Annotated in this window: 11 protein-coding genes and 2 tRNA genes; 5 read left to right on the top strand and 8 right to left on the bottom strand. The window is 40.7% G+C overall.

The genetic code is table 11. From position 1 onward, the window contains the following. The first annotated feature begins 38 nt into the window (after positions 1–38). Both EHO58_RS05230 and EHO58_RS05225 read left to right on the top strand, forming a co-directional pair. Positions 39–935, top strand: a complete 897-nt coding sequence (locus EHO58_RS05230; RefSeq protein ID WP_208728695.1) for a hydroxymethylglutaryl-CoA lyase — start codon at positions 39–41, stop codon at positions 933–935. A gap of 23 nt (positions 936–958) precedes the next feature. Then, the gene (locus EHO58_RS05225) at positions 959–1,849 is read left to right on the top strand and encodes a TIGR02757 family protein (protein ID WP_135625707.1); all 891 of its coding nucleotides are present in this window, start codon (positions 959–961) and stop codon (positions 1,847–1,849) included. A gap of 1 nt (position 1,850) precedes the next feature. Here the strand turns inward: EHO58_RS05225 and EHO58_RS05220 are convergent. The 4 genes from EHO58_RS05220 to EHO58_RS05205 all read right to left on the bottom strand — a co-directional run bounded on the left by EHO58_RS05220 (position 1,851) and on the right by EHO58_RS05205 (position 4,520). After that, positions 1,851–1,925: transfer RNA gene (locus EHO58_RS05220), tRNA-Glu, on the bottom strand. 18 nt (positions 1,926–1,943) lie between these two features. Further along, positions 1,944–2,016 (bottom strand) — tRNA-Lys (locus tag EHO58_RS05215). A gap of 116 nt (positions 2,017–2,132) precedes the next feature. Further along, positions 2,133–3,407, bottom strand: a complete 1,275-nt coding sequence (locus tag EHO58_RS05210; RefSeq protein ID WP_135679021.1) for an adenylosuccinate synthase — start codon at positions 3,405–3,407, stop codon at positions 2,133–2,135. 3 nt (positions 3,408–3,410) lie between these two features. Next, the gene (locus tag EHO58_RS05205) at positions 3,411–4,520 is read right to left on the bottom strand and encodes an ATP phosphoribosyltransferase regulatory subunit (protein ID WP_244241064.1); all 1,110 of its coding nucleotides are present in this window, start codon (positions 4,518–4,520) and stop codon (positions 3,411–3,413) included. Positions 4,521–4,717: 197 nt separating this feature from the next. Here EHO58_RS05205 and EHO58_RS05200 point away from each other — a divergent pair, with 197 nt between their 5' ends. Further along, positions 4,718–6,730, top strand: coding sequence for a 1-acyl-sn-glycerol-3-phosphate acyltransferase (locus tag EHO58_RS05200; RefSeq protein WP_135625709.1), 2,013 nt, complete (start codon positions 4,718–4,720; stop codon positions 6,728–6,730). 78 nt (positions 6,731–6,808) lie between these two features. Here EHO58_RS05200 and EHO58_RS05195 read toward each other — a convergent pair whose 3' ends face one another. From EHO58_RS05195 to EHO58_RS05185, 3 genes are all read right to left on the bottom strand, one after another. Continuing rightward, on the bottom strand, positions 6,809–7,483 hold the full coding sequence (locus tag EHO58_RS05195) for a TetR/AcrR family transcriptional regulator (RefSeq protein WP_135679019.1): 675 nt from the start codon (positions 7,481–7,483) through the stop codon (positions 6,809–6,811). A 72-nt stretch (positions 7,484–7,555) separates the two neighbouring features. Next, a complete protein-coding gene (locus tag EHO58_RS05190; RefSeq protein WP_135625711.1) occupies positions 7,556–9,163 on the bottom strand; it encodes a xylulokinase in 1,608 nt (535 codons plus the stop codon). 190 nt (positions 9,164–9,353) lie between these two features. Beyond that, positions 9,354–10,448 carry an L-dopachrome tautomerase-related protein gene (locus EHO58_RS05185; protein WP_135679017.1) on the bottom strand — a complete coding sequence of 365 codons (1,095 nt, stop codon included), beginning with the start codon at positions 10,446–10,448 and terminating at the stop codon, positions 9,354–9,356. A gap of 437 nt (positions 10,449–10,885) precedes the next feature. On the opposite strand from EHO58_RS05185, the gene EHO58_RS05180 reads away from it, so the two are divergent. After that, the gene (locus EHO58_RS05180) at positions 10,886–12,139 is read left to right on the top strand and encodes an MFS transporter (RefSeq protein ID WP_135679015.1); all 1,254 of its coding nucleotides are present in this window, start codon (positions 10,886–10,888) and stop codon (positions 12,137–12,139) included. Between the two features lie 71 nt (positions 12,140–12,210). On the opposite strand, the gene EHO58_RS05175 is transcribed toward EHO58_RS05180, so the two are convergent. Beyond that, positions 12,211–13,491 carry an NADH:flavin oxidoreductase/NADH oxidase family protein gene (locus EHO58_RS05175; RefSeq protein WP_135679013.1) on the bottom strand — a complete coding sequence of 427 codons (1,281 nt, stop codon included), beginning with the start codon at positions 13,489–13,491 and terminating at the stop codon, positions 12,211–12,213. Between the two features lie 134 nt (positions 13,492–13,625). Between EHO58_RS05175 and EHO58_RS05170 the strand changes: the two genes are divergently transcribed. Next, complete coding sequence (locus EHO58_RS05170; RefSeq protein ID WP_135625715.1) at positions 13,626–14,258, top strand: TetR/AcrR family transcriptional regulator; 633 nt, start codon at positions 13,626–13,628, stop codon at positions 14,256–14,258. Positions 14,259–14,271: the final 13 nt, after the last annotated feature.

Below are 14,271 nucleotides of genomic sequence, written 5' to 3'. Positions count from 1 at the left end.
TGCTTGCTTAGAATTCTGACAACTAATCCCTTAAAGACATGAGTTTGAAAATTACGGAAGTAGGACCAAGAGATGGACTCCAAAATGAAAAATCGGAAGTCCCAACACAGGATAAATTAGCTTATATCCAAAAGCTCGTCGCAGCAGGCCTAAAACATATAGAAGCAACTTCCTTCGTAAGAAAAGAAAACATTCCTCAACTCGGAGATGCAAAAGAACTCTCCGCCTCCTTGGATCTGAAAGGAGATGTTCATTTTAGCGCACTCACTCCTAATTTAAAAGGATACCAGGCTGCAATCTCTTCCGGATTTAAAGAAGTAGCAGTATTTACCGCTGCCTCCGAATCATTCACCAAAAAAAACATCAATCGAACCATCCAAGAGTCCATAGACGGATTTAAAGAAATTTTTGCGGAAGCAAAGAAAGATGGAGTACTAGTTAGAGGTTATGTTTCTACGGTGATCGATTGCCCTTATGAAGGAAAAATTGATCCGAAAAAAGTTTTAGAAGTTTCTAAAATACTTTTAGACCAAGGCGCTTACGAAATTTCCCTGGGAGAAACAATTGGCACTGCGGTTCCTGCAGAAGTAGATAAATTGCTTAACACTCTTTTAAAAGAAATACCTACAGATAAATTGGCAGGACATTTTCACGATACATACGGAATGGCGATCTCCAATGTACAAAAATCATATGAATTAGGAATTCGATCCTTCGACTCTTCTTCGGGAGGACTAGGAGGTTGTCCTTATGCAAAAGGTGCTTCCGGAAACCTGGCCACAGAGGACTTAGTCTATTTCTTCCATAAGTCCGGGATCCAAACAGGTATAGATCTTTCTAAATTATTGGAAGCTTCTGCATTTATGGAAGGTATCTTGCAGAGAAAATTAGCTTCTCGTTCCTATATCGCATTAAAAGCAAAAGCGGCTTCCTAAGTAGATATCGCTAAGAGCGAAATATGCCTTCTTCTACCCCACCCAAAGAGAAAAACCTTAAGAAAAGTTTTGATCTTTTATATAAGAACTATACCAAACCGGAATTCTTAGATTCTGATCCATTATTTTTATGTTATCTATATGATTCTCCCGAAGACAGAGAATTTGTAGGACTTCTATCCGCGTTATTTGCGTATGGAAATGTAACTGCAATCCGAGGATTTCTCGCAAGGCTTTTGGAGCCTATGGGTAAAAATCCAAAACAATATTTACTCAATCATGGAACCAAGATCTGGAAAAATAAATTAGGACCTTATCGTTTCCAAAAAGAAAAGGACATTCTATTATTCTTACAAGCGATCCGGTTGGCTTATTTGGAAATTGAAAAATCGGGAGAGAAGTTTTTAGAATCTTGGTTTAGTCCAACCAATCCTAAAGATACAGGTTTAGAAAAAAGGATCTCAGGTTTTCAATCCAGGCTCTCTGAAATTTTAAACCAATTAGATCCTGGTTGGAAGTCCTACGGGTTAGGTTTTTTGATCGGACTTGGAAATCCTAAATCCGCACATAAACGTTATTGTATGTTCTTAAGATGGATGGTTCGTAAAGAAGAACCGGATCTTGGTTTATACAAACAGATCAAAACCTCAGAGTTATTATTTCCTTTAGATACTCATATCAATCGTCTTTCTAATATTTTAGGAATTACGGAAAGAAGGACTTCCGATTTTAAAAAATCCAGAGAAGTCACAGATTATTTCCAAAAGTTTTATCCGGAAGATCCGTTGAGAATGGATTTTGCTCTTTGTAGGCTTGGAATTTTGCGTAAATGTAAAAGCGCCTATATAGCAGAGCTATGTGAGTCTTGCGATCTGAAAGAGGTTTGTAAGATTTATGGGAAAAAAAAGAAGTGAGTGGTACCGCCACGGAGAATTGAACTCCGGTTACCAGGATGAAAACCTGGTGTCCTAACCACTAGACGATGGCGGCGTTTTAATTAGTTCAGCTTGAGTCGTTTGGGATTCGAACCCAAGACCCTCTCATTAAAAGTGAGATGCTCTACCAGCTGAGCTAACGACTCGAACGTAAGAACACGATATTTTTCGGCCCTCTCTGGTCAAACGAATTTCATATAGTTTTTTACTAGTTTGGAGAAGTTTCCAAACGCAAAAAATTCAGGAAAAACTTTCGTTTGTTCTAGAATCCGGAAGCGATTGTATCCTTTCTGTCCGGTCCTGTGGAGATCAAATCTATACGAACTCCTATCAGCTTTTCCAAAGCTCGGATATAATCCTTACAAGCGGAAGGAAGTTTGTCGAACTCTCCGATCCCGGTGATGTCCGTTTTCCAACCAGGGAATTCTTCGTAGATCACCTTTACTTGGTCTAGTCCCTGAGAAGGGAAACAATCCAGCTTTTTGCCGTTCCTTTCGTAAGCTACTGCCACAGGAATTTTATCATAAGCAGAAAGAACATCTATCTTAGTAAGTGCAATGGATGTAAGTCCGTTGATACGAACTGCATGTCTTAGGACTTCCGTATCAAACCAACCGCAGCGTCTTGGTCTACCTGTGGTTGCGCCATATTCCGCGCCTAAAGTTCTGAGTCTTTCTCCCTCTTCCCCGTGAAGTTCTGTAGGGAAAGGACCTTCTCCCACTCTTGTGGTATAAGCTTTTGTGATTCCGATCACACTTTTTAAATGATGGAATGCAATTCCAGAACCAATGAATGCTCCGCCGGTAGTTGGATTGGAGCTAGTTACATAAGGATAAGTACCAAAATCAACGTCCAGCCCTGTTCCTTGCGCACCTTCTAACAGTATTTTTTTGCCTGCTTTTAATTGGGACTCCAAGTAATAAGGAGTGTTGATGATATTCTTTTGGATCTTAGAATAGAATTTTTTTACATTCTCTAAAATCTCTTTGGCGGAGAGTTCTTCTCCATCATAAAGTTTTACAAGTTCTCTATTCTTCTCATCTACTAGATGTTGTAGTCTGGTTTCGAAATCGCTTTCTCTAAGATCTCCGACTCTAAGTCCGATTCTCATCATTTTATCTGCGTAACAGATACCGATCCCTTTTTTAGTGGTTCCGATCTTACGATCCGGAGTGCAGGAACTTTCTCTAGCAGAATCGATCAATCCGTGGAATGGGAAAAGAAGATGGCAGGCATCACTGATCAGAAGTTTTTCATACACTGGAAATCCTTCTGCCTGTAGTTTATCACATTCTTCAATGAAGAATGTTGGATCTAAAACGACTCCGTTACCAATCACACAAACTGTTTGGTCGTAGATGATACCGGACGGCACCAAATGAAAAACGTATTTTTTACCGTGAACCACCACTGTATGTCCAGCATTGGCTCCGCCTTGGTAACGTACTATGATATCCGTATCTTTGGAAAGGTAATCGATTACTTTTGCTTTCCCTTCGTCACCCCATTGGGTTCCGACCACTAATGTTGCGGGCATGGATTATTCCTTAATTCCTGTTTCTTTTGTATCTGATTTAAATTTAATATTTTCTTTAATTACATTGAGTAATGAATCAACTGCTGCTTTGATATTCTCTGGCTTGTCATTTGCATTCCCCAATACCGCTTCTAATGCATCTACATTGATTGCAAATCCACAGGCGTCTTTTTGGGTTCCGGAGAATAGTTCATACAGATGATCATAAGCTCCTCCGGTTAGAACTGGTTCTGAACTTCCGGATACGTAACCTTGGAAAACGAACCCGGTATAATATTCCAAATCCGGAATAAGAGTATAATCCGAACAAAATTCCAAACCGGGAGTTTTGCCGAGTGAACCTATAATTTCGCCCGTTTCGGAAATGATCTTTTGGAAAGAATCAGAAAGTCCTAAAGAGGCAAACTTCTTACCTAGATCTTCCTTATGAGAAACAAATCCCAAACATAAAGATTCTAATACCGGGAAAATCCTGGAGGCGTTTCTGTTTTCCAGAAAACGTCGGATCTCCGGAAGATTCTTTCTATATAATAAAAACGATAATTGCCTTTTTTCGGATCTGGAAAGTTCCAAGGACTCCAGAACAGAATGAAAGACTCCAACGTTGCCGAGCACTACGGTCAATGGCGAACGCAGTTTAATTCCGGAGAATAATCCGGAAATCTCTTTCAAAATTCCTAAAATAGCTGGAGCACCCGAGCCGCCTATATGCTCTGCACCTACTTGCAAGATCTCTTTTCTAGATCCGCTCTTTCTACCGTAGTCTCTGAAAATTTTTCCCTGATAAAAGATACGTTGGTTTTCTTTGCGGTGCGCAAAACCGGCCATACCTTTTACAGCCTGAACAGTCAAATCCGCGCTAGGAGAGATCTCATTTCCATCAGAATCCCTGAATCTATATAAAGCGGAGGAGTCTTCTGCTGACATGGTAAGCAAAAAAGAAGAAGAATAATCAAAAGAAGGTAAAAATACCTCAGAGTATTTGAATTCTTTGAGCTTGGAACTGAGGGAATTTAGAAGTTCCCTTCTTTCCGAACTCTCGTTCGGTCCAAAAAAATGAAATCCGTCCGGGATCCATTTTTTCTCGCTAAACTCTGGAGGATTATGTGTCATCTGTTCTGTACGAAAAGCCCCAAAGAACAGTTCCTTTTGGCTAGGGTAGAATTCAAATCGTTTTTCCCAAAAAATAGAATGACAATAAGCCTTCCAAGGATAGAAAGTATTCTCCGGAAATCGCGTATCCAACCTTAAAGTTCGAGCTCTAAGCACCGAAACCAGATTAACCGCAAGACCTTAAACAGAGACGTAGCATGGCAGAAAAAGAACAATCCGTCGGAAGATGGCAGAAGGAATTCTTCGAGAACATTCACCTATTCAAAAGATCAGGGATGAGCGAAGAAGAAGCTAAAAAGATACTTCAGAAATTTCTTTATCTTTGTTCAGTAACCCCAATGCCTCCGGTCATGGATGTTTTTAAAGATCCATCTTCTTTGGAAAGAATAGGTGTGTACACCCCTCCTGAAAAGAAAGCCCGCGAATTCATGATCGAATTCCTTTCTCCTATCATGAAATTTTTTACCGTAGAAGGTATCGAAAACTTAGCCGCAGTAAAACCACTGATCGGAAAATACCCGGTCACCTTGATCTCCAATCACCTGAGCCATTTGGACGCCCCTGCAATCTTCCAACTTCTATACCATGCTTCTCCTGAAGGTAGAGAAGTAGCGGAACAATTAGTATTCATCGCAGGACGTTTGGCGTACGAGCCGGACTTTACCAGACTCGGGCTGTATATGTTCGGAACTCTTTTGGTCTGCTCTAAGAGAGACATGGCGGATAACCCAAGTCTTTCGGACGTGATGACCAAAATTAATATGAGAGCGTTCCGACATTCTCAAAAACTACAACAAGAAGGAAAGATCGCCGCAATCTTCCCGGAAGGAACCAGATCCAGAGACGGAAGACTAATGCCTTTTGTGGATACAGTCTATCATTATGTTGCAAATAAGGTCATTCTTCCAATTTCTTTGGAGAAGACCGACAAGATCCTTCCTACCACAAGCTTACTCTTCAATCAAGTAGCGGGTAAACTAACGATCGGTAAACCCGTATTAGTCGGAGAATTATCTAAAAAGGAAATGGCTCATTTCCCTAAAGATATCGAACATCTTCCATTCCCGGAACATGGGGACAAAAAACAATTCCTGATCGATAATTTGGCTCTGCTTGTAGGACAAAACCTGAACAAACACCAACATGGTATTTACAGAAACTTGTACAGTGCAGACGCTAGAGATCAAAACAAACTGATCAAGGTGCCTAAAGAACCTAAAGAGAAGGTTGTAGTGATCGGAAATAGTAGTATGGGAATTGCGATAGCGACCGTACTTGCGAATAAAGATATCAACGTTTTTGTATATCATCCGGATAAAGAATACACTTCTCAGTCGAATACGGAAAGAAGAGATCTTAGAACTTACTCTCTGTATAAACTTCCTCCGAACCTTACATTTACTTCCGATCCTGAGGAATTAAAGTCCGCGACATTATTTATCCAGGGAACCAATCCTTGGGAGTTACATACGGTCTATCCCGATCTACAACCGTATCTTTCTAAGAACAAGGCTCCGTTCTTCAATATCATCAAAGGATTTACTAGTGCCGGTTTGATCCTGGACGATCTACAACATGGATTAGGAATTGAAGACGATAGGATCGGAGTGATCTCCGGTGCTTGTTATCCTGACCAGATCATGGAAAGAAAAATTTCCGGATTCGAGATCGCGGCTGTGAACGAAAGCCTGATCCCTCGTATTCAAAAATTATTAACCACAGGTTATATTTTCCCAAGATCCGCGATCATTCCTACAGACGTAAAAGGAGTTCAGTTAGGTGGAGCTCTCAAAACGATTTATGCCCTCGTAATGGGAATTGTAGAAGGTTATTTCCAACAGACCCTCGGTGGGAATGTGGACAATTCCCTATTCCATCTTTCCAATCGTTTCTTCAACGAGATGGTAAATGTGGGAGTGCGTATGGGAGGAAAACCCGAAACATTCCAAGGCCTATCCGGACTCACCGACTTTATGTTGTCTTGTTTCGGAACGGATGCAAAAGACAGAAAAACAGGTTATGATATAGCGAACGGTCACCCTTCTGAAAAGATGTCCAATGGATTCTATGGATTGAAAGTAATGCCAAACCTAATGAAAATAGATCCGAACGAAGTTCCGATCATGTACGCTGCTTACGAAGTGGTCATCAATAAGAAAGACGTTCGTAAAGTTGCGGAAGGAATGGAAGAAAGACTGTCTAGAGTATAATCAAAACCGAATATCTCTCTTAGAGGCAAACGGCGAGCGGAGTAACTTCCTTTTCGCCGTTTTTTTCTCACCGAAACTTTATCTTCCGTTTACGAAAATTTCCAATAGTCCTTCTGACAATGCTTCTATCTCGGAGGCTCTTTCTTTCAGAAGTCGGAAAGTTTTTTGTAATGCGACTTCCATTTCTTCTTTAGGAACTCCGAATGTAGTTAGCCCCAATTGGATGACAGTGGTCATCATTCTGACTCTATCTATTTTTCCGGAATGCACCATTTCTTCCAAAAGGCTTTGGAATACTCCTCGGAAGGCCAAAGTACGGATCAGATATTCTTGTTCGTCGAACTCAGGATTATATTTTTCGAATAGGATCTTGCTTCTATGAGAGCCGCGATTTCCTATCATATCGGTCACACCTTGGGTCTTATATGCCGCCAAATATGTTTCCGCTATGGTAAGTTTTTTCTGGCAAAGATAGAATTGTAATCCTACTTCCATGGCAAAAACCAAAGGAGGATCCATTTCGCCTACCAGACGTTCGGCGGTCTCGCCCGCTTCGTTGAATACTTCTCCCGCTATTGCGAGAAGTATCTCTTCCTTGTTCTTGAAAAAATGATAAAGACTACCCGTAGTGATCTCTGCTTCCTCGATGATCCTACGTATGGTTGCCTTCTCATACCCTTCGCTTACGAAAAGTTTTCGGGAAACTTCTAAAATTTTAGCCCGAACTCGATTGGACTGTTCTATTCTCTTCATCTGTTGACACCCTGCCAGAACCGAGCCTACGCATTTCCCATAAGGAGTCCCTTATGGGATACTCGGTCCTTTCTATTTATATGTATTTAAGATTGCGTAATGCGCCTTATTAGCCTCGTACAATTTTTTGAATACGGAAAAATTCCGGTCGTATACCGATTTATTTGCAGGATTCGGGTTCCATCTTTCCTTGCTCGGTATTAAATTTTTGATCTCTTCGAAAGAATGAATTTTACCTAATCCTAATGCAGCGATCGCGGCCGCACCCGTTGCCCCCGCATTTTGAGGATGATCTATCGTTTCGATCGTTCTACCAGTAATATCCGCTAAGATCTGGCAAATGATTGGAGAACGAGCCACTCCACCCACAAATCGAATTGTAGAAGAAGCAGGAACTTTAGCATGAGATAATTCTAAGATCCAACGTTTATGAAAAGAAATACCTTCTATCACAGACCGGATAAGTTTTCTTTTCCCTGTGTCCAGACCGATATTGAAGAACATTCCTCTTGCAGCAGGATCTTCAAAAGGACAACGGTTTCCATGTAACCAAGGAGTGAAGATAACTCCATCACTTCCTGCAGGAGTGTCCTTGATGGATTCGAATAAGTATGCGAAAAGACTTTCGTGAACCGCATCTTCTCCTTCCGTTACATTCTTTTTTTCTAAATAAACATCTATCTCGTCTAGTGCAAGATGGTCCTTGACCCATTGTAGACATTTGCCGGAAGTTTCCTGTTCTCCGAAATAATTATAAAAACCCGCTCTTGCACCTACGATAGATGCAATCCTCGCGTTGATATCCACAGTTCTTTTTTTAGTCACTGTAGAAACCCAACCGGAAGTTCCCGCGTAAATATGAGTGTCACCCTCTTCTACAGCGCCTGCTCCGATACCTATCAGAGTAGCGTCCCCTCCTCCGCCGAAAACTGCAGTTCCTTCCTTTAATCCCAATTCCTTTGCGGATATTTCAGTCAGACCGCCGATCAGATCTGTGGACTGTATTAGATCAGGAAGATGTTCCGGACGAACCCCGAACATTTTGCAAAGCCCTTTATGCCAGCGACTTTTGCCTGGACGAGAATCATATAAGAAAGTAGCAAATGCAGAATCCAAGGTCATGGTAGCTCTGCCTGTACATCTAGTAGTCAGATAATCTTTCACATCCAACCACTTATGGACTCTTGCGAATTTTTCCGCTTCTTTTGCTTCGACCCATTTATATTTCCATAATGGATCTTTTACACTTCCTGCAACTGCGCCTGTGATCTGTAAGGAACGAAGAAGTTTATAAGCATTCAGACCTTCTATCTTGATCCCATGCTCTATTCCTTTTTTCATTTGTTCCCGTGCTCTTTGGTCCATATAACTCATCGCTGGACGTACCGGTTTCAGATCCTTATCAACTAATACAAGACCTTGCATTTGAGAACAGAAGGAGATCCCGCGAATTTCTGCAGGATCTAATTTGGTTTCTTTTAAGACCTGAGCAGTGGTATCTTTCATAGAATTCCACCAATCTTGGGGATCCTGTTCCACTCCTCCGCCTTCTAAAAGTGTGAGTCCGTATTCTTGGGTCGCGGAATTAACTAGAGTAAGCCTATCACCTATTTCAAATAGGCAAGTTTTGGTCCCGGTAGTTCCTATATCGTAAGCCAAAACATAGACTTTTGATTTCATGCAGCAGATCCTCTGAAACCCAGTTGGGAATTTTACTCGATGAGTGAGCACTCACTCATCAGGAGATTGGAAAGACCCCCAAAAAGGGCAATCATTTTTTCCTAAATGAGAAGGCGGTTATATGCGATTGTCTTTTCGTGTCAATAGAATCGCGGGAGCCAGCCCGCGACAGCGATGCGCAGGCTAAAAATTATCTGCCTAGGATCCCTTCCGCTTCCGGTTTGAATCTATAGATATAGTAAGGTCCTTTGTTTAAGATTACGCTATCCAATTGCAGAAAAACTTCGTTTAACGCACTACAAGTTAGATACATATATCCATCAGGAGCATAACTAAATCCGTCAGGCCAACGGAAACTTGGATCTTTAAATAATGTTGTGATCTTTTTATCCGGATCGATCAAGTTCACTGCGGAATGTTCCGCGTCGGTCACATAAATATTTCCGCTCTTATCGATGCTGATCCCATCACTCATCGATTTTAAGGAATATTGTTCTACCTGTGCAGCGAGTTGAGCTGCGGTCAACGTAGAGTCCCTTAAAACACTGGTTTTAGCACGATATAGTTCGCCTGAAGTAAAAGGAGCAAAATATAACCATTCCCTATTTTGGTCTAAAGCAATCGAATCCGCATTAAATATGATAGAAACTCCGGCGACTTGGAAAGGAGAACCGTTTACTACGATCTCATTTCTTTCTCCTACCACGGAGGCATGATCTTTTAATAGTCTTCTTGCTTTTTTATTTGTGATATCATAAACGACTAGTCCTGGATCCGGTATCAACGGACTTGTATCCGTGATAAAGATCGTTTCTGTTACTGTATCGATCTGCATATCGTTGAATAAAGAATCTTTAGGAGCTATAGAGACCGGGAATTCATACTCGTGGATGGTGGCTCCTGTTTCAATATCGAAAGCATACACCTTTGGTCTTGTGATCGCCAGATTACCATAATCCAAGGTCCATAGCCGATTCTTATCATCCACTCTTACGGAAAGAACAGTATTAAAATTTTTCTGAAAGTTTTGGTTTGGAAAAGGAAGGACCTGGCCGTTTTTTAACTCTGCAACTTTGATCGGAGGAGAACCTTGGGGGAAGAAGGAGAAGAAGATCCTTCCGGATGTGGATACACTTATATTGCCTGGAGGGCGATCCAACTGGATCACTTTTTCTAAAGAAGAACTTGGGTATTTTGGTAACGTTGTCCTATCTTCTAAATTTCCTGTTTCGCATTTTGCAATGGTAGAAACCAATGCAAAGACTATTGCCCATTTTTTTAACATAAAATTTTCTCCACTGACTTATATCATAAGGCAAAAAAGAAAATGGTCGTCCGCATTGTTTAAGTCGAACGTCCGAATTTAAGAAGTCGGTCTTTCATAAAAAATCGAAACTTACAACTTTCTTATTTCTTAAAGTACTAGCATGAGATGTAAACTTGCGTTCAAACGAAAAAGAACGGGATTATAGGACCGAATTACCTCGTACTTATATGCGTCTTACATTCTACAAAATCACTTATTCGCATAATATTGAGATTGTTATAATTAGAATCTAAAATCACAGGTACTTCCCATTCCAAAATTATAATTTGCTTGGAACTAGAACATATACCTCTTATACTGTCATTGTTACTTCCGAGCATATTGTGATGACTTCCTCGGACCTAAGTGATGCGAATTATTGTCTTTCATTATTAAAATAAAAAACGGGGCTTTCTATGCGTGAAAACCAAGTAAAGGTATACGGCTACAGATGGGTGATTCTTGGTCTATACGCACTAATTACGGCGATTATCCAAATCCAATGGCTGACTTTTGCGCCTATAGCCAGAGAGGCTAAAGTATTTTACGATGTATCAAGCCTTCAAATAGATCTTCTCTCCCTTATCTTCATGGGAGTATTCGTATTAATGGCAATCCCTGCTTCTTATATCATCGATACTTACGGAATTAAGATAGGAGTCGGAGTGGGCGCAGCTCTTACAGGGATTTTCTCCTTAAGCAAAGGAGTTTACGCGGATAATTTTAGCGTAGTGATCGCTTCCCAGATCGGCTTAGCAATCGCACAACCTTTCATATTAAACGCAGTTACAAAAGTAAGTGTACAATGGTTCCCAATCACCGAAAGAGCCACCGCAGTTGCGATCGGAACATTGGCACAATTTATAGGTATTATTTTAGTAATGGCGATCACTCCTCGAATGTTAGGAGAACTGAATCCGAATCCTCAAGAGATCCCTGGAATTCTTTTGAATTATGGATTAGTAGCTATGGTAGGAACTGTAGTATTCTTGGCATTCTTCAAAGAGAAGCCTCCAACCGCTCCGGATAATACAAATCTGCAAGATTCTAAATTTAAAGTATTCGAAGGTTTAAAACATATCTTAAGCCAAAAGGACATGAGAAAATCCCTACTCTTATTCCTGATCGGTTTAGGAGTATTTAATGCTGTTAGTACTTGTATCGATCAGATCTGCGAAACAAAACATCTGAACATGACCCAGTCCGGAGAAATTGCAGGTATGATGTTAATGTCCGGAATTATCGCAGGTATCTTTGTTCCATTGATCTCTGATAAAATTGGCAAAAGACAACCTTTCTTAGTGATCGCTATGGCCGGATTTTTACCAGGAATGTTATTATTCTCCTTAGCGAACGATTATACATTGGTGCTCACCGGAGCATTCTTAATCGGATTTTTCTTACTTGGAATCGGGGCTCCGATCGGATTCCAATATTGTGCAGAGATCACAAGTCCTGCGCCTGAATCTTCTTCCCAAGGACTTTTACTTTGGATTGGTCAGATCTCCGGGATATTCTTTATCTTGGGACTGAACTTTTTAGGAATAGATCTATTCTTAAAAATATTCATAGGTCTTGGAGTCCTGAACTTAGCTCTTTCTTTCTTACTGAAAGAATCTCCTTTGATGTTAGGAGCAAAAGTACAAGAGAATTCTCTCTCCAGAAAATAAATAAAAAAAGGTCCGTCGGAAATTACTCCGACGGACGGTTTAAGGTTTGCTATTCAATGGATTAAGTCGTTTCAGGATGTGATCCGCTTTGAAGAAATTCGTTCCAAAAATTTTTTGTAATTTTTAGCATTACGTCTTCCTCGGATCTGGTCTCTGATCATATTCCAAATCAAAGAGCCTGGTAGCCTGGGTTCTTTTCCTTCTCCCATTCTTCTGAACTGAAGACGGATCGCGGACATCTTAGAAAGTGAATTTATCGCAGGGTTAGAAAGTTTAGGTATTTCTACGGAGACCTTTTCTACCTTTCCGGAAAGTAATCCATTTACGAATGTAGGATGAAATGCAAAAGGTGCAGCGATCCCAACTAGGTCCGCTTCGTTAGAAAGAATCGCTTCTTCCATTACGGATCTAGTTCTGAATCCTCCGGTTACTAACAGAGGGATTTTAGTGATCTCTTTTGCCTTTTTTGCGAAATCTAAAAAGTAAGCTTCTCTTTTGTTTGTGCCTGTTCCTTGCATTGCGGGAGATTCATAATTCCCTCCTGAAATTTCCAGAAGATCCAAACCGATCGGCTCGAGCATTTTGATCACTTGGATGGAATCTTCTTCTTGAAAACCTCCTCCTTGGAAATCCGCAGAATTCAATTTAACTCCAATTCCGAAATCGGATCGAACGGAAGCTTTGATACCTTTCAAAACCTCTAAAAGAAATCTAGCCCGATTTTCTAAAGAACCACCCCATTCATCTTTTCTAATATTGGTTATTGGAGAAAGAAATTGGTTTAATAAATATCCGTGAGCAGAATGAACTTCTACCCCGTTAAATCCTGCTTTTTCAGCTAAGACTGCTGCATCTATGAACTTTTGGATAAGGACTCTGATCTCTTCTCCCTTTAATTCTCTTGGTTCTCCAAAAACTTTTGCGAACATTCTTCCAGGTATATGCACTTTTACCGGCGAAGGAGCAACAGGTGTTTCCGTAATAAAACCGAATGTTTGTCTTCCTGGATGATTGATCTGCATCCAAATTTTGGAACCACCCGATTGTCCTATCTCCGCCCATTTTTGGACGGAAGAAAGATTCATATCTTTTCTTAAGATCACGTTGCCAGGACCGGTGAGCCCGTTTACGTCCACCATTACGTTTCCGGTAAGAAGAAGTCCTGCACCTGATTGGGACCATCTTTCATAAAGTTTGAATAATTTTTGGCTAGGAAGAAATTCCTTATCTGAAAGGCCTTCTTCCATAGATGCTTTAACAATTCTGTTTTTGAGTATTTGGCCGTTTGGAAGTTTCAGTTCGGATGAAATTCCTTCCTTTGATAATGCCTGGATCATAAAATTCTCACTCAAGTTATTTCCTACCATTCGGTATTTATTGGACTGGCTCGGTCAATAAAAATTCCTACCGGTTGGTATTTATTTTTAGGAATTTAGGAGAATTCGTTTGACGGGCGAATGAAAAATATAGATACAGAGGGCAAGGGATGAAACTGAGCAAAGCAAAACCTGGCTGGAAAAAAATGCCGGAGGAGGTCCGAAAGGAATCCATCCTTCAGGCAGCCATGCAATGTTTCTTTAGCAAAGGTTTCGAAAGGACTTCTGTCCAAGACATCGCGGATGCAGCTGGACTCACAAAAGGTGGGATCTATTTCCATTTTGAAAGTAAAGAAGAGATCAGAGATACACTCATTCAAAACTTTTTATCCTGGGAACGATTCGGGTTCGAAGAACCTGAAGTAAAAGCACTCCCTCCCCATCTACGCTTGGTAGAATATTTAGAAAGACTTGCAAATCGCCTGGCAGTCGAAGGAAATTGCAGCCCTCGTTTGTTTGCAGAAGCGACCGCCTGCGGTGCAATGGAAAAAGAAATATTAAGTTTTTATGATTCTTTAGAAAAACTTTTCGCTAAGACGATCAAGGAATCCCAGGCAAACGGTAAGATCAAAGCGGATCTTTCTCCCGAACTTTCCGCGAGAACCCTACTCGCACTTTTTGACGGTTTGCAAATACAGTCGGATATTTCTAATAAAAGGGCTTTGCAGACTGTAGGAAGAGAAGTCCTGAAAGTGTTTTTAAAATCTATGTTATTCCTTCCTCAGGATAACTGCGAAATTTGAATGATTATTCTTG

The organism is Leptospira selangorensis, from assembly GCF_004769405.1.
GTDB classification, from domain to species: domain Bacteria; phylum Spirochaetota; class Leptospiria; order Leptospirales; family Leptospiraceae; genus Leptospira_B; species Leptospira_B selangorensis.
This window is presented reverse-complemented; position numbering and strand designations above follow the sequence as displayed.

Coding starts and splice junctions, on each gene's coding strand:
- EHO58_RS05230 (WP_208728695.1), top strand. CDS start 39: ATGAGTTTGAAAATTACGGAAGTAGGACCAAGAGATGGACTCCAAAAT.
- EHO58_RS05205 (WP_244241064.1), bottom strand. CDS start 4,520: ATGACACATAATCCTCCAGAGTTTAGCGAGAAAAAATGGATCCCGGAC.
- EHO58_RS05195 (WP_135679019.1), bottom strand. CDS start 7,483: ATGAAGAGAATAGAACAGTCCAATCGAGTTCGGGCTAAAATTTTAGAA.
- EHO58_RS05225 (WP_135625707.1), top strand. CDS start 959: ATGCCTTCTTCTACCCCACCCAAAGAGAAAAACCTTAAGAAAAGTTTT.
- EHO58_RS05200 (WP_135625709.1), top strand. CDS start 4,718: ATGGCAGAAAAAGAACAATCCGTCGGAAGATGGCAGAAGGAATTCTTC.
- EHO58_RS05190 (WP_135625711.1), bottom strand. CDS start 9,163: ATGAAATCAAAAGTCTATGTTTTGGCTTACGATATAGGAACTACCGGG.
- EHO58_RS05180 (WP_135679015.1), top strand. CDS start 10,886: ATGCGTGAAAACCAAGTAAAGGTATACGGCTACAGATGGGTGATTCTT.
- EHO58_RS05210 (WP_135679021.1), bottom strand. CDS start 3,407: ATGCCCGCAACATTAGTGGTCGGAACCCAATGGGGTGACGAAGGGAAA.
- EHO58_RS05170 (WP_135625715.1), top strand. CDS start 13,626: ATGAAACTGAGCAAAGCAAAACCTGGCTGGAAAAAAATGCCGGAGGAG.
- EHO58_RS05185 (WP_135679017.1), bottom strand. CDS start 10,448: ATGTTAAAAAAATGGGCAATAGTCTTTGCATTGGTTTCTACCATTGCA.